Source organism: Lutispora thermophila DSM 19022, assembly GCF_900142105.1.
GTDB classification, from domain to species: Bacteria; Bacillota; Clostridia; order Lutisporales; family Lutisporaceae; genus Lutispora; species Lutispora thermophila.
Map to the genome: position 1 here is coordinate 12,779 of NZ_FQZS01000013.1, position 20,893 is coordinate 33,671.

The window sequence follows — 20,893 nt, forward strand, 5'->3', positions numbered from 1 at the left end:
AATTATTATGATATACATATTAAGCGGAGTGATCCCCAAACTGATAAGAACCCTTTATCCCATGAAGTATGAAGATACTATAAGCAAATATGCCGTTGAATATGGACTGGATATATATTTAATTGCTGCTATAATCAAAGTTGAAAGTAATTTCGATACTTTAGCCAGATCTAATAAAGGAGCATTAGGCTTGATGCAGATAAAAGCATCCACAGGTAAGTGGATAGGAGAGAAGCTTGGAATAAATGATTTTGAAGAAGAGATGCTATACCAACCGGAAATGAATATAAAAATGGGATGCTGGTATTTGAATTACCTCTTAAAATACTATGATGGTAATATCCAATTGGCTTTAGCTGCTTATAATGGAGGGTTAGGGAATGTAAATAAATGGTTAAAGGATGAAAGATGCAGCGAAGACGGAGTTTCGCTGAAATATATTCCCTTTGAAGAAACCAGTACCTATATTAAAAAGATTAGTAAAGCCTATAATATATATAAGAGAATATATAGCATATCTAATTAACGAATGAAAGGAATGAATTTGATTGGCTGAAATAAGAAGTTTAGCAGATGTCAAAAAAATTAAATTGGATGCCAACAGGCAGCTTTATTCTGCCAATGAGCAAGAAATACTGGATGGATATACTACAGACATATATTTTGTTAGAACCATCGATATATTAGATTCTATGGGAATAGCAGATAAAATAGTGACTGCAGAAATATTTGCAAGAAAACCGGGCGTTTTTGCAGGCATTCAAGAGGCTTTCAATGTTCTGAAAAATAAAGACTTAGAGATTTGGGCACTTCAAGAAGGAGAAAGTTTCAATGCTAAGGAAACTGTAATGAGAATTATTGGACCCTATAGAGAGTTTGCTATTTATGAAACTATATTATTAGGTATTCTTGCCAGCTCCTGTGGTTGGGCAACAGCAGCCAGGGAATGCAAGGAAGCATGTCAAGGTAAACCATTTATTGTGTTCGGATCAAGGCATGTTCATCCTTCAGTGGCTCCTGTAATGGAAAGAGCTGCTGTCATTGGGGGTGCCAGCGGTGCAAGCAATGTATTGGCAGCTAAGCTGTTAGGCATTGAAGCTTCAGGAACTTTACCTCATGCATCATTCTTGATAGCCGGAGATACATTGCCTGTTGCAATTGCTTATGATAAGACTATGCCGGTAGAACATAAGAGAACAGTGCTTATTGACACATTTAAGGATGAGCCGGAAGAAGCAATTAGAGTAGCAAGGGCCCTTGGAAAGAATCTTTATGCCATCAGGTTGGATACACCCAGCGAAAGAGGTGGAGTGACCCCTGAATTGGTGAGAGAAGTGAGAGCAAGACTTGACCTTGAAGGATTTAACTATGTAAAAATATTTGTATCTGGTGGACTTTATCCTGAGAAAATTAGAGCATTAAGCGAAGCTGGTGCAGATGCTTTTGGAATAGGCAGTTACATATCAGGAGCTTCCGCCATTGACATGACAATGGATATCAAAGAAGTTGAAGGGAAGCCTGTTGCAAAAAGAGGTAGAATTCCAGGAAGGGTGGAGAATGAAAAGTTGATTAGGTTTAAATAGCATACTGAGGAGAAGTATTTATGAAACATAAAATCATACCGTTAGCTTTATTGATAATTATTGCTATACTTGCAGTATCATGTTCTGAACCTGAGATGCAAATAGATACTGATATAGTAATAGAAGATGAAAAGCCTACACAAGGGGGAGTAATTAACATAGGCTGCATAGAACCTAAGAGTCTTAATCCGCTACTAGTAAACAGCAAAAGCTATACGGATGTTTCCAAGCTTCTGTTTAATGGACTTGTGGAGTATGATGAGACGTTGAAACCTGTGCTTGTGCTTGCAGATAGCATAAATATGAATGATGCAGGAGATAAAGTTATTATAAAACTTAAACATAACATACGGTGGAGCGATGGAGAGTATCTGACTTCGGATGATGTAGTTTATACACTTGATACTATAAAAAGGGCAGGGGTTTCAATTTATAAATCCAAGCTTGAGAACATTACTTCCTATAAAGCTTTAGATGACTATACGATTGAAATGAAATTTGGAGGGTTTCCATATAATTCTTTGGATGCACTTACATTTCCTATAGTTGCAAGGCATAGTACAGGCTCTATGCCTGTTGGAACAGGGCCATATAAAGTCGTTGAGTACAATAGGCTTAAATATATGGAACTAGAGCCAAATGAGTATAATATCCAATCCTCGATGCCCTATATATCAAAAATACGAGTAAATTTTATTAAAGACATAGATTCATTCGACTCTGCATTTGAGACTGGGCAAATTGACATGATAAATACTTCTTCTTATGATTGGGAAAAATATAAAGAATCTAGAGATGTCAATACTTATGAATATGTATCAACAGATTATGAGTTTATATCGTTGAACTTCAATAATCCGATATTGTCGGATAAAAATGTAAGAAGAGCTCTAATGTATGGTATAAACAGAACATCCATAACCGAAAAGCATTTATTGGGAAATGCAGTAGTAACTGATACTCCAATAAGACATGGTTCATGGTTATACAGTGAAGACGAAGATAAATATATGTATAATAAGGCTGAAGCTCAGTATTCTATAAACAATGCAGGATTTGCCCTTAATGAAGATACCAAAATATTTGAAAGAGAAGTTGAAGGGAAAAAGCAACAGCTTAGATTGAGGCTTATTACAAATTCAGAAAATGATTACAGGGTCAAAGCAGCAGAAGATATTAAGAATAATCTTGAAGATATTGGTTTTGTAATTGATGTGGAAATTATGAACTTTGAAAATCTTATGGGAAGAATAAACAAAAAGGACTATGACATGGCTTTGGTAGGAATAAATTTCTCGCCGGAAATAGACTTGTATAATTTCTTCCATAGTTCTCAAATCAGCAGGGGGATGAACTACGGGGGCTATGTAAATCCAAGGATGGATTTATTGCTGGAGCAGTCGAAAAAAACTTTGAGTACTGAAAATAAATATGTAAATTATCAGGAGATTCAAAGGATAATTAAAGATGATCTGCCAATTATCAGTCTTTTTTATAAAAAGTATGCTTTAGTAATGAGAAACAAAGTAAGGGGAGAAATAATTGCAGATAGTGAGAATCTGTTCAGAACTATCAATCATTGGTATATCCCTAAATCATAAAGTAATTTCAATAAAATGTTATTGACATAGTTCCATGTAGATTATATAATAATCCATGTAGTTGTTGATAATTGAATTGCGAGAGTGGCGGAACTGGCAGACGCGCACGTTTGAGGGGCGTGTGGTTACACCGTACGGGTTCAAGTCCCGTCTCTCGCACCATAAAAGCTCATATTGATCTGGGATATTCGCCAATCTTCTGTTTTGAACCTACAGCACAAGAACGGGAGTTTTATATACAATGTGGATATGTACTTTATTGTGAGACCCTTAGATGGCATTTAAGGCGATAGAAACATTGTTGCGGACACCCACCTATCGGAGAGATAGGTGTCAAAATTGAAGTAGCGGTATTTTGGATTATCTAGTGAAATGCAGAGACACTTTTGTGTCTCTTTTTGATTTTTGAGATAATTGCTTTATACATAACACAGCTAAAGGAGAAATATTATCTAAGTATGATATAATGGTGATGTATTTATATTTGTGTAGGAGGAATATAAATCCACATTTACTGAAGATATGAAGCAATGATATATGTATTTTCTGAGGTGTAATTATGATGAAGAGTTTGAAATTAATTATAGATTTTATAGCACTGGCAATGTTATATGCGTTTGTCTTTTTTAACAAATGGAGGGCAAGAGGTAAAGACAAGTTGTTTGCTAACACGCTTATGTATATCTACATATCATTAGTTCTATATGTGACTTTAATGCCGATAATTGCATCTCTACCATTTATTTTTAATCATCCATATAAACCTATGAATATGATACCTTTTGATGATTATTTCGCAGGTAGAGGGGATTCTGTTCGTCAGATTGTACTTAATGTAATTATGATGATGCCCTTTGGATTTTTATTGCCTATTGTAAAAAAGCAGAATATGATATATTGCTTATGTTGTACTTTTTTGTTTAGCTTGAGTATTGAATTGATCCAACCGCTGATTAATGGTTTTCGTTCAGCAGATATAACAGATTTAATTACAAATACCATGGGTGGACTTTTGGGTTATTTATTATATTTGGTATTGAAACCGCTAGTAGACAAAGTGATGATTCACCTAAAGTAGAATTATGTAATATACTGTTAACAATGAGTTATAGGTTAACTAATTGCATCATCCATATAGCTATCATGTTTATAATTTTGATGTGAATCCTTTATTATATTTCATAATAAAGGATTTTTATACCTGATGTAGAATATAAATAGTTGAATATAGAATAATAGCGTTATTATAGGCTACAAAACAGATAAGGTGATATTATGCTAGCATTAAATATGGAGTATGAGAATTTTACTTTTAGAGATATAAAAAAGATGAACTAAATTTGGTTTTGGAATTATATAATGAAACAGACGATTCGATGTTAGCTACAGGAATAAGCAACAGATTGTCCTTAGATGACATGGAGGAAAAATATTTAGAGGTATTAATTAGTAGTCATGAGTTTTTCGTAGGTATTTTTTCTAATTCTGTTGGCAATTTGATCGGAGTCCTAAAAGGAAGAATCGATTATGATCATAGTGATGAAGCATGGATTACTTCATTTATAATTAAGAAGGACTACAGAAATGAAGGAATAGGATATAAAACCATAAATGCGTTTATATCATTTATGAACAAAACCTATGATGTAAAGAAATTTAATGCTGGTGTTATATCTAAAAATGATAAAGGTATCAATTTTTGGATAAAAGCAGGTTTCAAACATATAAGGACCATTGAAAATTATATAGATTTTAATGATTGCTATGAAGATTTCATTATATTAAGAAAAGAAGTTTAAGCAACTCCCCTAATAGCTTTAGAGGAGTTATTATTTAAGGATATTTGTTACTTTTTTAACATTACATATATACATTCTCATATGATATACAAAAGATGCATTTATGATATTTAAAAGGAGGAAAGTTAATGAAAATCAAGGATATAAGAGATGTTTTGCAAGCAGAAGTTCTATGTGGTGAAGATTTATTGGAAAATGAAATATTATATGCCTTTGGATCTGATTTGATGAGTGATGTCTTAGCATTTGTGAAAACTGGAACAATTCTTCTGACGGGATTGGTAAACTCACAGGTAATAAGAACCGCAGAGATGGCAGATATAAATGCTATAATTTTTGTGAGGGGAAAAGTGCCTGATAAAGATGTAATAGACCTGGCTAGAGAAAGTTCCATCATAATCCTTACAACAAAGTATACTCTTTTTACAGCTTCTGGCATATTATATAGTTGTGGATTGAGAGGAATAGAAGCAAGTAAGGTGTAGGAGAGATACATATGGGAAATATATCATATGAGTTTCCAGTGGCGAAAGATGACTTTGAAAGAGCTGGGGAGGCTTCAAGCAAAATCAAGAAAATCCTGAGACAACTTGGCATGGATTCAGGTATAATAAGAAGAGTAGCAATTGGAGCATATGAGGCAGAAATGAACTTGGTAATACACTCATTGGGAGGTGTTATCAGCATAACCATTGACCCTGAATCTATAATTATTACAGCTGAAGATAATGGACCGGGTATTGAAGACATTGAACTGGCTATGAAAGAAGGATATTCTACTGCACCTGATAGAATCAGAGAGATGGGCTTTGGTGCAGGAATGGGATTGCCAAACATGAAAAAATGCTCTGATGATTTTATTATTGAAAGCGTCGTTGGAAAAGGCACAAAAATTGTTATGAAAATGATGCTGAAAGATGGTGATTAAATGAATAATGAGTACAATCATTCAGTTATCTTAAGAGAAGACAGGTGCATAGGATGCACTAGTTGCCTTAAAGTTTGTCCTACTGAAGCCATAAGAGTGCGTGATGGGAAGGCTAAGATAATATCCGATAGATGTATAGACTGCGGTGAATGTATAAAGATATGTCCCAATCATGCAAAAAGTGCTATAACAGATGATTTGAACATGTTGAAGAGATTTAAATATAATATAGCAATACCTTCATTGACAATATACGGACAATTTCCTTCCAATATAAGTATAGATCATATCTTAACATCCATAAAAAGAATAGGATTCGATGAAGTAATAGAGGGCACTCTGGGGGCAGATATATCTATTGATTTGATCAAGGAATATTTGCTGAAAAAGCCTGGTATTAGATTCCCGCTAATCAATTCAAGTTGTCCTGCAATTTTAAGACTTATACAAATAAGATTTCCTGATCTCATTCCCAATATTATTGATATAGAAACACCCATAGAAATTACTGCCAGAATTGCAAAGACAGAAGTATCGCAGAAAACTGGGCTTAACATTAAAGACATTGGCGTTTTCTTCATCACACCATGCACAGCCAGAGTTACCAGCATCAGAAATCCTATAGGAATTAAGGAATCGTACATAGATGGTGCCATTTCTATAAAGGACATATATGGAGAAATAGTTAGGAACTTGGGAGAAAACGAAAATCTATGTATAAGCAACAGCACCAGGGAATCTTTATTATGGTCTATAACAGGTGGTCAAGCAGCTTCATTAGGAATAGAGAACTACCTTGATGTTGATGGTATCCATGATGTCATTAAGGTATTGGAAGAAGTAGAACTAGGCAAATTAGAGGATGTTGAGTTCATAGAATGTTCTGCATGTACAGAAGGTTGTGTAGGAGGTCCTTTAGTAATTCAGAATTCTTTTGTTGCCAAGAATCGAATTATGAGGTACGCAAGGAAAATAGGAGATAGAAAGCGTGCCAGAGAAGATTTGGATAAGTATATTAAGATGTATGAAGATGGATTTATTAGATTGACTGAGGAAATAGAACCGAAATCAGTTATGATTTTGGATAAAGATTTAACTAAGTCAATTCAGAAGATGGAACTTGTAACAGAAATACTAAAAAACCTTCCTGGATTGGATTGCGGAATATGTGGGTCTCCCACATGCAGAGCCTTTGCGGAAGATATAGTGAAAGGCGAAAATAAAAAAGCCGTCTGCATGATAAAAACTATATACGGATTTAAACGAAAAAATGTGTAGAAGGAGTGCATGAGTATGACTGTAAAAGAAATCTGTGCAAGATTAAACCTAAGATCGCTAACAGGTGAGTGCGGTATGGACAAGGAGGTCAAGGGAGTATATATATGCGATTTATTAAGCTGGGTTATGGCTCATGCTCACGCAGGGGATGTCTGGGTTACAATTCAGACTCATACAAACATTATTGCAGTTGCTACTTTATTGGAGCTTTCATCAATTATAATATCAGAAGATGCAGAAGTAGAGGAAGATACGATCAAAAAAGCTATTGAAGAAGGTATACCCTTACTTGTGTCAGAAAAAAGCTCTTTTATGGTAGCAAAGGATTTAATTGATATAGGAATTGGTAGTTGATATGAAATTTGCCTATGATTTGCATATTCATTCAGTTTTATCTCCCTGCGGAGACGAAGATATGACTCCTAATAATATAGTTAACATGGCATTGTTAAAGGGATTAGATATTATCGCAGTTACAGATCACAATAGTGCAAAAAATTTGCCAGCAGTTTTGGAAGTAGGTAAAAGGAATGGACTTATGGTAATACCTGGCATAGAAGTCCAGACAAAAGAGGAAGTACATATAGTATGCTTTTTTAAAAATTTACAGAATGCTCTAAAACTAGATGAAATCATATATAATTGCTTGCCGGACATACCCAATAAGGAGGAAGTTTTCGGAAGACAATTAATAATGAACTCAAATGATGAGATTATTGGCAAGATAGAAAAACTATTAATATCTTCATGTTCCTTGTCAGTTAATGATGTTTTTATACTTACCAGGGGGTTAGGAGGAATATGCATACCGGCTCATGTAGACAGACCTGCATATAGCATGACTTCAAATCTTGGATTTATACCTAATTCATTAAACGTGAAAACTGTCGAATTTTCAAAAAAAGATAGTCCTGAATCTATTATCAGCAAGTACCCCTTTTTAAAAAAGTACAACTATATTGTATCTTCAGATGCACATTACCTATGGGATATTAGCGAAAGAGAATATTTTCTGGAAATGGAATATTTGAGCTTTACAAACTTAATTAATATATTATGCCCAAATTAAAAAAATTTATAATAAATTGAAAATATAGTTAAAAAAAATAATTAGTTATGTTACAATAACAAATAAGGTTAATAATTGACATATTTTTGTCAATATTCAGAATGTATTTTAGGGAGGGAACTCTTTAATGAACGAGCTTGGAATGAGAGAGAAAATGAAAAAGCTGGACGAGATTATTGCAAATCATAAGGGCCAGCAAGGTAGCTTAATGCCTGTTCTACATGAGACTCAGGAGCTTTTTGGATATCTTCCTGAAGAAGCTCAAAAGAAAATATCAATGGAATTAAATATTCCCTTGGCAGAAATTTATGGCGTAGCGACATTTTACTCAAGATTTACCCTCAAACCTAGAGGAGAATATACAATAGGAGTATGCTTGGGAACGGCTTGTTATGTTAAAAATGCTCAATTAGTATTCGAAAGACTCCAGAAAGAACTAAATGTTGAACCTGGAGGAACAACGGAGGATGGCAAATTTACTCTCGAGGCTACCAGATGTCTCGGATGCTGTGGTCTTGCACCTGTCATGATGATAGGTGAAGATGTATACGGTAAGCTTGTTCCTGATGATATACCTGATATATTGAAAAAGTATCGATAAAAGGATTCTGTTATGAAAGAATTATCTCTCCATATACTTGATATTGTGCAAAATTCCATTGCAGCAGATGCTAATTTGATTGATATAAAAATTGTCGAAAACTTAGCGATAGATAAATTAATTATTGAAGTCGCCGATAATGGCCGGGGAATGGAAGAGGAAATGACTGAAAGAGTAAAGGATCCTTTTGTAACAGGGAGAAAGACAAGAAAAGTTGGTCTAGGTATTCCTTTGCTTTACGAAGCTTGTACTCGCTGTGGAGGAGACTTGAGAATAGAGTCGGAGATTGGCAAAGGTACCAAGGTTATTTGCTGGTTTAAACATAGTCATATTGATCGAGCACCCCTGGGGAATATGATTGATACGATACTGACCTTGATTATGGGCAATCCTCATATAGACATTACTTACTTGCATATTATAGACGAAAGAGAAATGCGGTTTGACACTAGAGAAGTTAGGAAAGTTTTAGGTGAAGTACCAATTAACGAGCCCCAGGTTTTATCGTGGATAAGGGATTATTTAAAGGAAGGTTTCAATAGTATATATGGAGGTGCGAATATATGAAGACATTAAAAGATTTAGAAGAAATCAGAAAAAGGACATTAGATACAATTAACCTAAGAAAGGATCAATCGGGTACCAGAATAGTTGTAGGCATGGCTACATGCGGTATAGCTGCCGGTGCCAGACCTGTTTTATTGGCAATTATGGAAGAAGTAGAAAAGAATGACTTATCAGATGTTATTGTAGCTCAGACCGGATGCATTGGAATGTGCAAACTGGAACCAATAGTAGAAGTGTATAGGCCGGGAGAAGAAAAGGTTACTTATGTAAAAATGAATCCTTCAAAGGCCAAGAGAGTTGTAAATGAGCATGTTATGCAGGGTAAAGTAGTACAGGATTATACTATAGGTGCAGAAGAATAGATATTTTTAATGGCCAGTAAACAGTTAGGAGGTATTATGGAATGAAAATGTATCGCTCCCATATCATGATATGCAGAGGAACCGGCTGCACATCTTCCAGTTCAGAGCAAATAGCACAGGAGTTTGAAAAACAGTTAAAGCTTCATGGTATAGATGAGGAAGTAATAGTTGAGAGAACTGGATGCTTCGGTCTATGTGCCCTTGGACCAATAGTAATTGTATATCCTGAAGCCGCTTTTTACAGTTTGGTGAAACCAGAAGATGTAGAAGAGATCGTCAAGGAACATCTTGTAAAAGGCAGAGTTGTAAAGAGACTACTGTATGCTGAGACTATTGAAGAGGACAGAATTAAATCTTTAAACCAGGTAAACTTCTATAAAAAGCAAGTTAGAGTTGCATTGAGGAATTGTGGTATCATCAACCCAGAAAATATAGATGAATATATTGCCTTCGATGGTTACAAGGCATTGGCAAGATGCTTAACCGAGTTGAAACCTGAGGAAGTTATTGATATAGTTAAAAGATCCGGTTTAAGAGGAAGAGGCGGTGCCGGATTCCCCACAGGTTTAAAATGGGAATTTACTGCAAAAGCGCAAGGCGATATGAAATATGTATGCTGTAATGCAGACGAAGGTGACCCAGGAGCCTTCATGGATAGAAGCATTTTGGAAGGAGATCCCCATTCAGTATTGGAGGCAATGGCAATAGCAGGCTATGCTGTAGGCGGTAGCCAAGGTTACATATATGTTAGAGCGGAATATCCAATAGCTGTTAAAAGACTTAGCATAGCTATTAATCAGGCAAGGGAGTATGGATTGTTAGGAAAGAACATATTAGGAACCGGGTTTGATTTTGATATAGAACTAAGACTTGGAGCAGGTGCCTTTGTATGCGGTGAAGAAACTGCACTGTTAGCTTCTATAGAAGGCCAGAGAGGAATGCCGAGACCAAGACCACCATTCCCAGCAAATAAAGGATTGTTCGGAAAACCTACTTTGCTAAATAATGTTGAAACCTATGCAAATATATGCCCAATTATTAATAACGGACCCGAATGGTTTGCTTCCATGGGAACAGAAAAGTCCAAGGGTACAAAAGTATTTGCATTGGGTGGTAAGATCAATCACACAGGTTTGGTAGAGATACCAATGGGAACTACCATGAGAGAAATAATTTACGAAATAGGCGGTGGCTGCCCGAACGGAAAGGCCTTCAAAGCAGCTCAAACAGGTGGACCGTCAGGTGGATGCATACCTGCTGATAAGATCGACGTACCCATTGATTATGAGACTCTTACAGCTCTTGGATCAATGATGGGTTCTGGCGGACTTATAGTTATGGATGAGGACAACTGCATGGTTGATATAGCCAAATTTTTCTTAGAATTTACTGTTGATGAATCCTGCGGTAAGTGCACGCCTTGCAGAGAAGGAACCAAGAGGATGCTGGAAATATTAGATAGAATTACAAAAGGCAAAGGTCAAGAAGGCGATATTGAGAGATTGGAAACTCTTGCAAAGAATATCAAAGCTTCTGCCCTTTGTGCGTTGGGACAGACAGCACCAAATCCAGTATTGTCCACATTGCAATATTTCAGAGATGAGTATGAGGCTCATATAAGAGATAAAAAATGTCCAGCTGGTGCATGTCAAGCTTTACTGCAATATATAATTGCTGAAGATAAATGTAAAGCTTGCGGTATATGTGCAAAACAATGCCCTGTATCAGCAATATCAGGTAAACCTAAGACTCCATATGTTATCGACCAAGGTAAGTGCATAAAGTGTGGGGCTTGTTTAGAGAAGTGTCCATTTAAAGCAATTTCAAGAGGATAAAATTTCATATTAGGGTAGAAAAAGATTATAGAGAGAGCCGAGAAAGCCAATTAGGTTTTTTTCGGCTTTTTGCTTTGCAGTTACCAAAATACAAACATTGAATTTATATTGATAAAGCATTATAATTATAAACTGTAATATAAAGAAAAATGAAACTTTTAAAAGGCATGCACATTGTTAAATAATAAACATTGTGTTTTTCAATCATGGAAAAGGTTTTTATAATGCAATGTCGAATTGTAGCTATTTGTGAGTAAAGTATTTTTTTGCATTTAAATTGCATTTTATTACCAATAAACTTAGAAGCCATGATTGTATGCAAAGTTGATACAAGCTTATGAATTATGTCTTCTAGAATCCTGGGGAACTCATATAATTCTACCAGGTGTGAGAATATTGTTATTAATATAAGGGGTGAGTAATATGAATATAAGAACACTTTCCTTTAAGGGAGGAACTCATCCGCCACACAGCAAGGAAGCAACGGAAAAATTAGCCGTTGTAAAGGCTAAATCACCGGAAGTTGTTGTTATACCAATGCAGCAGCATATAGGTGCACCTTGCGAGCCAATTGTTAAAGTTGGTGATGAAGTGAAGGTTGGGCAAAAAATTGGTGAACCAAAAGGATTTGTTTCATCTCCTGTACATTCAAGTGTATCTGGAAAAGTTATTGCAATAGAGCCCAGGCTTTATTCAGGCGGAGCAAAGGTAAACTGTGTAGTTATTCAAAATGATATGCAGGACACATTATCAGAGACTGTTAAATCCAAGGGCAGTCTTGAAACTTTGTCTGCAGATGAGATTAAGGAGATAATAAAAGATTCAGGAATTGTGGGTATGGGAGGAGCTACTTTCCCAACTCATGTAAAACTGGCTTTACCTCCTGGAAAAACTGTGGATACAGTAATACTAAATGGTGCCGAATGTGAACCTTATTTGACGTCTGACCACAGACTTATGGTGGAAAATCCGCAAGCAGTTGTTTACGGATTGAAGGCTTTAATGAAGGCTTTAAATGTTTCCAAAGGATTTATAGGCATTGAAAATAATAAGCCTGATGCATTGGAAGCAGTTTATAATGCGGCTAAAGATGAAAAGAGCATAGAAGTTGTAGCTCTTAAAACCAAATATCCTCAAGGTGCAGAGAAACAACTGATATATGCATGTACTGGAAGAGAAGTGCCTTCCGGAGGATTGCCTGCAGATGTAGGGGTGGTTGTAAACAATGTTGGAACTGCTGCTGCAATAGCGGAAGCAATAAACACGGGAATGCCTTTAGTGCAGAGAATTGTTACTGTAACAGGAAAAGGCGTAAAGAATCCTCAAAATCTGCTAGTTAAAATTGGGACATCCTTTAGAGAAGTAATCGAGCAATGCGGTGGATTTAGCGGTAATGTGGGGAAAGTAATAGCTGGCGGTCCTATGATGGGTATTGCACAGTATTCAGTTGATATCCCTGTAATCAAAGGAACATCCGGTATATTGATTTTAACTGAAGAAGAAGCAAAATTACCTGAACCCTCAAATTGCATTAGATGCGGTAAATGTGTAAATGTATGTCCCATAAACCTTATGCCGTTGCTTATAAGTAGTTATTCCTTATTAGATAGGTTTGATAAGGCGGAAGAAATGAATGCCATGGACTGCATTGAGTGTGGCTCATGCTCTTTTATTTGCCCTGCAAAAAGGCCTTTGGTTGATTCTATCAGGGTTGCAAAGAGAGAGATTACCGCACAGCGTAAAAAAGCGCAGTCCAAGTGATGGGAGGTATTATGTTGGATAGCACTATGTTTAGAGTAACTTCGTCTCCTCACATTAGATCAGGAGAGACCACTCAAAGAATAATGCTTGATGTAATCATTGCATTATTGCCTGCACTGTTTGCAGGAATATATTATTTTGGAATTAGATCATTAATAGTAACTATAGTTTCTGTTGTTTTTGCAGTGGCAACTGAGTTTGTAATGCAGAAAATAATGAAAAGACCTGTAACTATAAATGATTTAAGTGCAGTTGTAACAGGTATTTTGTTGGCATTTAATGTGCCCTCGACAGCTCCTTTGTGTATGGTAGCAATCGGTGCCATATTTGCTATTGCTGTAGCAAAACATTGCTTTGGAGGTTTGGGACATAATTTTATTAACCCTGCATTGGCCGCAAGAGCCATGTTATTGGCATCATGGCCTGTAAGAATGACATCATCAGCATTCTTAACACCTGGAACTGATGCAGTAAGCAGCGCAACACCATTAGCTGCGTTGCAGGCAGGTATGCTAAATGGCATGTCAGGGGCAACAGCGGCGACAGCAACAGCTCCAACTGTGCCATCAATAATGGATTTATTTTTAGGCAATGTTGCTGGATGTATCGGAGAAACATCTGCATTAGCATTGCTTATAGGCGGAATATATTTGGTTTATAGAGGTGTTATAACTATTACAATACCTGTAACATATATTGGAACAGTTGCAATTCTTTCTTTCATTCTTGGTGGCTTTAATCCGTATATTGCTGTTTATCATATGTTTGCCGGGGGATTATTTTTAGGTGCTATTTTCATGGCAACTGATTACTCAACAAGTCCTATGACAACAAAAGGACAGATTATAATGGGATTAGGAGCAGGTATTCTTACTGCTTTAATCAGATTTTATGGTGCATATCCTGAAGGAGTATCCTATTCAATACTTCTGATGAATGTTGCTACTCCTTTAATCGATAGATATACCATGCCGAAGAAGTTTGGGGAGGTGAAGAGAAGTGCGTGATTATGTAAGGCTTACAGGAGTTCTTCTAATAGTTTGTATGGTAGCAGCAGTAGTATTGGGAGTCACAAACTATATTACAGCTGATAAAATAGCAGAGCAAACAGCTATAGCAAATGAAAATGCACGAAAAAGCGTACTTTCTCAAGCCCAAGAGTTTATAATGCTTGATGGACAAGAGATTACAGAGATTTTAGCAAAAGATGACTATGATACCATAAGAGAGGTTTATGAAGCAAAGGCAGATGGTAATGTTATCGGCTATGCAATAAAAACTGCTCCAAAAGGTTATGGTGGAGAGATAGAAGTAATGGTAGGAGTTGACATAGAAGGTAAAGTAACTGGTATTAATGTAGGAAATAACAGTGAAACACCAGGATTAGGTCAAAACTCAACTAAGCCAGAATTTCAAGCTCAGTATGTAGGCAAAAACTGGAATGACGGTGTTGGCGTAATAAAAAATGGCACTCCAAAAGATAATGAAATAGTTGCCATTGCAGGTGCTACTATTACATCAAATGCTGTGACTAAAGGTGTAAATCAGGCACTTAATTTAGCAAAAGAATTATCAGGCAATTAAGTATTTTGGAGGTGAAAAAATGAAGTTATTGAAAGATCTTACTAATGGTATTGTTAAAGAAAATCCCACATTAAGACTGGTATTAGGAACTTGTCCTACTTTGGCTGTAACAACTGCTGTATTTAATGGTCTAGGAATGGGAATAGCAGCAACTGCTGTTTTGATAGGATCCAACCTTATCATATCATTGATAAACAAGATTGTGCCCAGTGAAGTAAGAATACCTATTTACGTTGTAGTCATTGCTACATTTGTTACTGCGGTGCAAATGCTTATAAAAGCTTATTCTCCAGCTCTTGACAGTGCGTTAGGAATATTTATTCCTTTGATAGTTGTTAACTGTATCATACTTGCAAGAGCAGAATCTTTTGCATCCAAGAATCCACCGTTGAATTCAATAATGGATGGACTAGGAATGGGAATTGGTTTTACTCTGGCTTTATTACTCATAAGCTCAGTAAGAGAAATATTTGGAGCCGGAACATTCTTGGGAATGCCCATATTCGGAGCTTCATACGAACCTGCTTTGATTCTCATACTTCCACCAGGTGGATTCCTTGTATTTGGTTTGACTATCGCTCTTGTGAACAAATTAACTGCTAAGAAAGCGTAGGGGGGACAAGAATATGAAATTAGTAGTAATACTTTTAAGTGCCATATTTGTTAACAACTTTGTCCTTTCCAGATTCTTAGGAATATGCCCATTTTTAGGTGTTTCAAAGAAAGTTGAAACTGCGGTCGGAATGGGTCTTGCAGTTACATTCGTTATGGCGTTGGCTTCTGTAATGACTTGGATAGTGCAAAGATTAATATTGGATACATTGGGTATCGCATACATGCAGACCATAGCGTTTATTCTTGTTATTGCAGGTCTAGTACAGTTCGTTGAGATGGTAATAAAAAAGACCAGCCCTACATTATATCAGGCATTGGGTGTTTATCTTCCATTGATAACAACAAACTGCGCTGTATTGGGTGTCGCTATATTAAACATTGATAGCAATTATAATTTAGTTGAAACATTGATTAACGGTATTGGAGGAGCATTGGGTTTCACTCTGGCAATCGTTCTTTTTGCGGGCATAAGAGAAAGACTTGAAACAGCTCCTTATCCTAAGGCTTTGGAGGGATTTCCTATAGCTCTTATTACTGCGAGCTTAATGTCTATTGCATTTTTAGGTTTCAGCGGCTTGCTGTAATAAGGTAAACTTTAGAAAGAGGTGAATTGCCTTGATAAATGAGATATTATGGCCAGTAGCTACTCTTGGAGGATTGGCAATATTCTTCGGTGTAGTTCTCGCATATGCTTCAAAGAAATTTGCAGTAGAAACAGATCCTAAAGTAGGTGAAGTAAGAGCTGTTTTGCCCGGAGCAAACTGCGGTGGTTGTGGATTTGCAGGTTGTGATGCCCTGGCAGATGCTATAGCAAAAGGTGAAGCTCCTGTAAACGCTTGCCCAGTTGGAGGAGCTGAATTAGCAAAAAAGGTAGCTGAAATAATGGGAGTAACCGCAGAGGAAACTGAAAGAATGGTAGCAAGAGTCATCTGCGGAGGCGATTGCGATAACGCAAAACAGAAATATGAATATCAGGGTATACAGGATTGCAAAGCAGCAGAGATGCTGGCAGGAGGAAGCAAAAGCTGCAGATTTGGCTGTACAGGACTTGGAACCTGTGAAAGAGTATGCCCGTTTGATGCCATACATGTGGTAAATGGAGTGGCAGTTGTTGATGAAGAAAAGTGTACTGCCTGCAAGAAATGCATAGAAGCATGCCCTAAGCACATAATCGAATTAGTACCTGTGTCTAAGCAGGTAAGAGTCTTGTGCAAGAATACTGAAAAAGGTAAAGCAGTTGTTGAAGTGTGCAAGGTTGGATGCATAGGATGTCAAAAATGCGTAAAAGCTTGCCAGTTTGAAGCTATGACCTTTGATAATAACCTGGCTAAGATAGATTACAGCAAATGTACAAATTGTATGGTTTGTGCAGAAGTATGTCCCACAAAGGCTATATATGCAGATTTTAGCAAAAGAAAAAAGGCATATATAAATGATGAACTATGCATAGGATGTACTATATGCAAAAAGAATTGCAAATTTGAAGCTATAGAAGGAGAACTCAAACAGAAACATAAAGTTCTGGAAGATAAGTGCACAGGTTGCGCTCAATGTGCAGTAAAGTGCCCCAAAAAATCCATAGAAATGCGATAATATATGTGATGGAAAAGGTGGATGCGATTTTCGTATCCACCTTTTCCATCATTATGTAATATTCATAATATCATTGAAGTTATAATGCAATAGTGATAAACTGAAATGGAGGATTTTGACCAAATTTATAGAATAATGCCGTATAATATAAAAGACCTTCTTTGATGTGCACACATCAAAATTTAAAGGTCTGTCTAAGGGGTGTTATTTATGATGAGAAATACAAGAGGAAATGGTTGGGTATTGTTATTAGTGCTGTTATGCGGCATTATTGTCGGTGGATTCATAGGCGAAGTTTTAGGGAATTTTATACCTATTTTAAAATATGGATATAATTTAGGAGTAACTCCCCATACCTATGATTTAAGAATACTTAAAATAACTTTCGGTTTGTCATTCAATATAAATATGTTTTCGATACTGGGAATAATAATTTCTATAATAGTATATAGAAGATTGTAGGTGGAGACATATGAGGATTATTCTTGCTTCAAACTCGCCGAGAAGAAGGGAAATACTTTCTCAGCTTGGTGTTGAATATGAAGTTAAGCCATCGGATTATGATGAAAAGGAAGTAGAATCAGATCCTTATAAAATGGTAATGTTATTTGCCCATAATAAGGCCAGGAGTATTGCAAAAAATATTAATGAAGAAGCTCTTGTAATAGGAGCAGATACCATAGTATATAAGGATGAAATAATGGGCAAGCCCAAAGATAAGGATGATGCAGCTGTCATGCTGACAAGGCTTAGTGGTACAACTCACAGTGTAATAACAGGAATTTCTGTAATAAAGACGCCTGAAATGATAGCTATTACAGACTATGAAGAAACGCTGGTGAAATTTAAAGTATTGTCTCAAGATGAAATAAAAGCTTATATAGATTCGGGAGAGCCTGGTGATAAGGCTGGCGCTTATGCTATTCAAGGATTAGGTTCCTTATTGGTGGAAAAAATAGATGGATGTTATTTCAATGTGGTTGGACTTCCGGTATATAAGCTTTCAACAATATTGGAGAAGTTTGGATTAAAGCTTTTATATAGCAAGAAAGCTAAAATGTGAATCGGTTAATAAAACTGCATGCACAAAGGGGAGTTGATCTTGTGATAGATTATGTAAATAATAATGTTACAATATCAAAACTGCCTGAGAGTGAACGCCCCAGAGAAAAAATGTTCAAAAAGGGGCCTAAATCATTATCAAATGCGGAATTATTGGCAATAATACTAAGGACTGGAATAAAAAATCAAAGTGCATTATCTTTAGCATATAGGATTCTATCTCAGTATAACGGGTTAAAATTTCTTGCAAATACTACAGTAGAAGAATTGAGCCAGATAGATGGTATTGGATTAGCTAAAGCTACGCAGCTTATGGCAGCCGCAGAACTGGGAAGAAGGATATCTCAATATGGTGCAGAGAATGATACATATATAAGATGTCCCAAGGATGCAGCAGACATACTCATGGAAGAAATGAGATATCTAAATAAGGAGCATATGAAAGTAATATTGTTGAATATAAAATGTAAAGTTATAAGCATCGAGGAAATTTCCATCGGAAGTCTAACTGCTTCTTTAGCTCATCCTAGAGAAATTTTCATCCCAGCCGTAAAAAAATCCAGTGCAGCAATAATACTCGCGCATAATCATCCCAGCGGTGATCCTCAACCTAGCAAGGATGATGTGGATTTGACAAAAAGAATATGTGAAGCAGGTAAGATACTTGGAATAGAACTTTATGATCATATAATAATAGGCAATGGAGTATATGTTAGTCTAAAGGAAAAAAATCTTTTCTGACCAAGGAGGAAAAATATGGGTTTATTTAATGCTTTTTCAAAGGATATAGCAATAGATTTAGGAACAGCCAATACACTTGTATATTTAAAAGGTAAGGGCATTGTTGTAAGAGAACCCTCAGTTGTGGCCATAAATACAGAAAATAATACTGTAAAGGCAGTAGGTGAAGAGGCCAAAGAGATGATTGGAAGAACACCAGGGCATATTGTGGCAATAAGGCCTATGAAAGATGGTGTAATTGCAGATTTTCATATTACACAGAGTATGTTAAAATATTTTATTAGACAGGTGTCAAAAAATGTTTCCATAGGTAAACCAAGAGTTTTGGTAAGCGTGCCTTCGGGTATTACTGAAGTGGAAAAGAGAGCAGTAGAAGAAGCAGCTCTTCAGGCAGGTGCAAAGGTGGCGAAAGTGATTGAAGAGCCTATGGCTGCTGCTATAGGAGCGGGGCTTCCTGTCGGAGAACCTACCGGCAGCATGATAGTGAATATTGGTGGAGGAACTACAGAAATAGCTGTAATTTCTTTAGGTGGTATTGTAACAAGCAAATCCATAAGATCTGCAGGGGATAAGTTTGATGAAGCTATAGTTAATTATGTAAAAAGAAACTATAATCTCGCTATTGGCCTAAGGACTGCCGAGCAAATAAAAATAAGCATTGGTTCTGCTTACCCAATGGAAATGGAACAGACAATGGAAGTAAGAGGAAGAGACTTGGTGACAGGCCTTCCCAAAACCATTACCATAACATCATCAGAAGTATTGGAAGCTTTGAAAGAACCTGTAGGTGTAATTATTGAAGGGGTTAAAGCCACTCTTGAGAAGACTCCGCCGGAGTTAGCTTCTGATATAATGGATAGAGGAATAATGGTTTCTGGTGGTGGAGCAAATTTAAGAGGTATTGATGCTCTTTTAAGAAAAGAAACCGGAATGCCTGTTCAGATTGCAGAATCACCTTTGGATTGTGTTGTTTTGGGAGCAGGAAAAGCTTTGGAGCAATATGAGCAGATAAACAACTCACTATATGGTATTAAACATAAATGATAGCTTTGGGGTGTGAACCGCATGAGGTTTTTAAAAAACAAGCTGGCTGTAATTACTGTAATTACTGTATTTATTCTTGTAATTACAGTATCTTTGACGGCCGAAGGTAGGACAAGACCTACAGCTTTTGAATCCATAATTGGAAGTACTATTACTCCTGTGCAGAAAATATTTTATAAAACAGGTGAGTTTTTTAAAAATACTTTCAGCACGCTTTTTGAGCTTAAGAATATGAAAGCAGAAAACAAGGCTCTCAAGGAAGAAATTACTAAGCTGAGAGAAGAAAATAGAAAGCTTTATCAAATGGCATTAGAGAATAACAGATTGAGAACTTTACTGGAATTTAAGAATAATAATCCTCAATATAAATATATAGGTGCCAACATAACAGGGAAAGATCCGGGTAATTGGTTTGATATTTTTACCATTGATAAAGGTTCTAAACATGGAGTAGAAGTAAATGACAGCGTAATAACCGGACAAGGATTAGTAGGACGTGTTATAGAAGTAGGATCAAATTATTCTAAGGTAATGGCGATTATTGACGAAAGAAGTTCTGTCAGTATTATAGTTAATAGAACCAGGGATACTGGAATAGTTTCTGGAAGCGTAGATTCAGAATTGATTGCAATAATGCCTCTTGAATCGGACATAGTAAAGGGTGATGATATAATCACCTCTAACTTCAGTACATTCGAGGAAGGTTTGTATGTTGGCAAAGTTGAAAGTGTTGAAAAACAAGAAAGAAAGCTGCAAAAGATAGTTAAGATCAAAACTTCAGTTGATTTTAAGAGATTAGAAGAAGTATTTGTTATTAAAAAAATTGATGTGGTTGACTAGAATGATTGGGCGCCCTTTGGGCGTCCGTTA

25 protein-coding genes, 1 tRNA gene and 1 other RNA gene are annotated in these 20,893 nt (G+C 36.2%); all 27 read left to right on the forward strand.

Features of this window, described 5'->3' with window-relative positions; genetic code table 11:
- Window positions 1–7 precede the first annotated feature (7 nt).
- The 27 genes from BUB48_RS10020 (at window position 8) to mreC (ending at window position 20,863) form a co-directional block, all read left to right on the forward strand.
- Window positions 8–526 (forward strand): lytic transglycosylase domain-containing protein, encoded by a 519-nt coding sequence (locus BUB48_RS10020; protein ID WP_408631048.1) that lies wholly within the window; start codon window positions 8–10, stop codon window positions 524–526.
- A gap of 22 nt (window positions 527–548) precedes the next feature.
- Entirely contained in the window at window positions 549–1,583 is a 1,035-nt protein-coding gene (locus BUB48_RS10025; RefSeq protein WP_073026108.1) for a nicotinate phosphoribosyltransferase, read from the forward strand.
- Window positions 1,584–1,603: 20 nt separating this feature from the next.
- Window positions 1,604–3,184: a peptide ABC transporter substrate-binding protein gene (locus tag BUB48_RS10030; protein ID WP_073026109.1), complete on the forward strand. Its 1,581-nt coding sequence runs from the start codon at window positions 1,604–1,606 to the stop codon at window positions 3,182–3,184.
- A 78-nt stretch (window positions 3,185–3,262) separates the two neighbouring features.
- Window positions 3,263–3,346: transfer RNA gene (locus BUB48_RS10035), tRNA-Leu, on the forward strand.
- Between the two features lie 11 nt (window positions 3,347–3,357).
- A non-coding RNA gene (ssrS, locus tag BUB48_RS10040) (6S RNA) lies at window positions 3,358–3,550 on the forward strand.
- Window positions 3,551–3,743: 193 nt separating this feature from the next.
- The gene (locus tag BUB48_RS10045) at window positions 3,744–4,262 is read left to right on the forward strand and encodes a VanZ family protein (RefSeq protein WP_084524477.1); all 519 of its coding nucleotides are present in this window, start codon (window positions 3,744–3,746) and stop codon (window positions 4,260–4,262) included.
- 262 nt (window positions 4,263–4,524) lie between these two features.
- Window positions 4,525–4,983 carry a GNAT family N-acetyltransferase gene (locus BUB48_RS10050; RefSeq protein WP_073026111.1) on the forward strand — a complete coding sequence of 153 codons (459 nt, stop codon included), beginning with the start codon at window positions 4,525–4,527 and terminating at the stop codon, window positions 4,981–4,983.
- Window positions 4,984–5,111: 128 nt separating this feature from the next.
- Window positions 5,112–5,468, forward strand: a complete 357-nt coding sequence (locus tag BUB48_RS10055; protein WP_073026112.1) for a DRTGG domain-containing protein — start codon at window positions 5,112–5,114, stop codon at window positions 5,466–5,468.
- An 11-nt stretch (window positions 5,469–5,479) separates the two neighbouring features.
- Window positions 5,480–5,911, forward strand: coding sequence for an ATP-binding protein (locus BUB48_RS10060; RefSeq protein WP_073026113.1), 432 nt, complete (start codon window positions 5,480–5,482; stop codon window positions 5,909–5,911).
- Window positions 5,912–7,189 carry a [Fe-Fe] hydrogenase large subunit C-terminal domain-containing protein gene (locus BUB48_RS10065; protein WP_073026114.1) on the forward strand — a complete coding sequence of 426 codons (1,278 nt, stop codon included), beginning with the start codon at window positions 5,912–5,914 and terminating at the stop codon, window positions 7,187–7,189.
- A gap of 15 nt (window positions 7,190–7,204) precedes the next feature.
- Window positions 7,205–7,543, forward strand: coding sequence for an AraC family transcriptional regulator (locus tag BUB48_RS10070; protein WP_073026115.1), 339 nt, complete (start codon window positions 7,205–7,207; stop codon window positions 7,541–7,543).
- Window position 7,544: 1 nt separating this feature from the next.
- Complete coding sequence (locus BUB48_RS10075; RefSeq protein ID WP_073026116.1) at window positions 7,545–8,258, forward strand: PHP domain-containing protein; 714 nt, start codon at window positions 7,545–7,547, stop codon at window positions 8,256–8,258.
- Between the two features lie 127 nt (window positions 8,259–8,385).
- Complete coding sequence (gene nuoE / locus BUB48_RS10080; protein WP_073026117.1) at window positions 8,386–8,859, forward strand: NADH-quinone oxidoreductase subunit NuoE; 474 nt, start codon at window positions 8,386–8,388, stop codon at window positions 8,857–8,859.
- A 12-nt stretch (window positions 8,860–8,871) separates the two neighbouring features.
- Window positions 8,872–9,426, forward strand: a complete 555-nt coding sequence (locus BUB48_RS10085; protein WP_073026118.1) for an ATP-binding protein — start codon at window positions 8,872–8,874, stop codon at window positions 9,424–9,426.
- Window positions 9,423–9,788: a (2Fe-2S) ferredoxin domain-containing protein gene (locus BUB48_RS10090; RefSeq protein ID WP_073026119.1), complete on the forward strand. Its 366-nt coding sequence runs from the start codon at window positions 9,423–9,425 to the stop codon at window positions 9,786–9,788. Before BUB48_RS10085 ends, BUB48_RS10090 begins: the two co-directional genes overlap by 4 nt.
- Before the next feature lie 41 nt (window positions 9,789–9,829).
- Window positions 9,830–11,623 carry an NADH-quinone oxidoreductase subunit NuoF gene (gene nuoF / locus BUB48_RS10095; protein ID WP_073026120.1) on the forward strand — a complete coding sequence of 598 codons (1,794 nt, stop codon included), beginning with the start codon at window positions 9,830–9,832 and terminating at the stop codon, window positions 11,621–11,623.
- 423 nt (window positions 11,624–12,046) lie between these two features.
- Window positions 12,047–13,384 (forward strand): electron transport complex subunit RsxC, encoded by a 1,338-nt coding sequence (rsxC, locus tag BUB48_RS10100; protein WP_073026121.1) that lies wholly within the window; start codon window positions 12,047–12,049, stop codon window positions 13,382–13,384.
- 11 nt (window positions 13,385–13,395) lie between these two features.
- Window positions 13,396–14,391: an RnfABCDGE type electron transport complex subunit D gene (locus BUB48_RS10105; protein ID WP_175548405.1), complete on the forward strand. Its 996-nt coding sequence runs from the start codon at window positions 13,396–13,398 to the stop codon at window positions 14,389–14,391.
- Window positions 14,384–14,968: an RnfABCDGE type electron transport complex subunit G gene (locus tag BUB48_RS10110; RefSeq protein ID WP_073026122.1), complete on the forward strand. Its 585-nt coding sequence runs from the start codon at window positions 14,384–14,386 to the stop codon at window positions 14,966–14,968. The genes BUB48_RS10105 and BUB48_RS10110 overlap by 8 nt, the downstream gene beginning before the upstream one ends.
- 19 nt (window positions 14,969–14,987) lie before the next feature.
- Window positions 14,988–15,581, forward strand: a complete 594-nt coding sequence (rsxE, locus tag BUB48_RS10115) for an electron transport complex subunit RsxE (RefSeq protein ID WP_073026123.1) — start codon at window positions 14,988–14,990, stop codon at window positions 15,579–15,581.
- Between the two features lie 13 nt (window positions 15,582–15,594).
- Window positions 15,595–16,167: an electron transport complex subunit RsxA gene (rsxA, locus tag BUB48_RS10120; protein ID WP_073026124.1), complete on the forward strand. Its 573-nt coding sequence runs from the start codon at window positions 15,595–15,597 to the stop codon at window positions 16,165–16,167.
- Window positions 16,168–16,201: 34 nt separating this feature from the next.
- Window positions 16,202–17,176: an RnfABCDGE type electron transport complex subunit B gene (locus tag BUB48_RS10125; protein ID WP_073026204.1), complete on the forward strand. Its 975-nt coding sequence runs from the start codon at window positions 16,202–16,204 to the stop codon at window positions 17,174–17,176.
- 210 nt (window positions 17,177–17,386) lie between these two features.
- Window positions 17,387–17,638 carry a DUF4321 domain-containing protein gene (locus tag BUB48_RS10130; RefSeq protein ID WP_084524478.1) on the forward strand — a complete coding sequence of 84 codons (252 nt, stop codon included), beginning with the start codon at window positions 17,387–17,389 and terminating at the stop codon, window positions 17,636–17,638.
- A gap of 10 nt (window positions 17,639–17,648) precedes the next feature.
- Window positions 17,649–18,239: a Maf family protein gene (locus BUB48_RS10135; protein ID WP_073026125.1), complete on the forward strand. Its 591-nt coding sequence runs from the start codon at window positions 17,649–17,651 to the stop codon at window positions 18,237–18,239.
- Between the two features lie 41 nt (window positions 18,240–18,280).
- Window positions 18,281–18,979 (forward strand): RadC family protein, encoded by a 699-nt coding sequence (radC, locus tag BUB48_RS10140; RefSeq protein WP_278308954.1) that lies wholly within the window; start codon window positions 18,281–18,283, stop codon window positions 18,977–18,979.
- Between the two features lie 15 nt (window positions 18,980–18,994).
- Complete coding sequence (locus tag BUB48_RS10145; protein WP_073026126.1) at window positions 18,995–20,023, forward strand: rod shape-determining protein; 1,029 nt, start codon at window positions 18,995–18,997, stop codon at window positions 20,021–20,023.
- Between the two features lie 21 nt (window positions 20,024–20,044).
- Window positions 20,045–20,863 carry a rod shape-determining protein MreC gene (gene mreC / locus BUB48_RS10150; protein ID WP_073026127.1) on the forward strand — a complete coding sequence of 273 codons (819 nt, stop codon included), beginning with the start codon at window positions 20,045–20,047 and terminating at the stop codon, window positions 20,861–20,863.
- The last annotated feature ends 30 nt before the right edge of the window (window positions 20,864–20,893 follow it).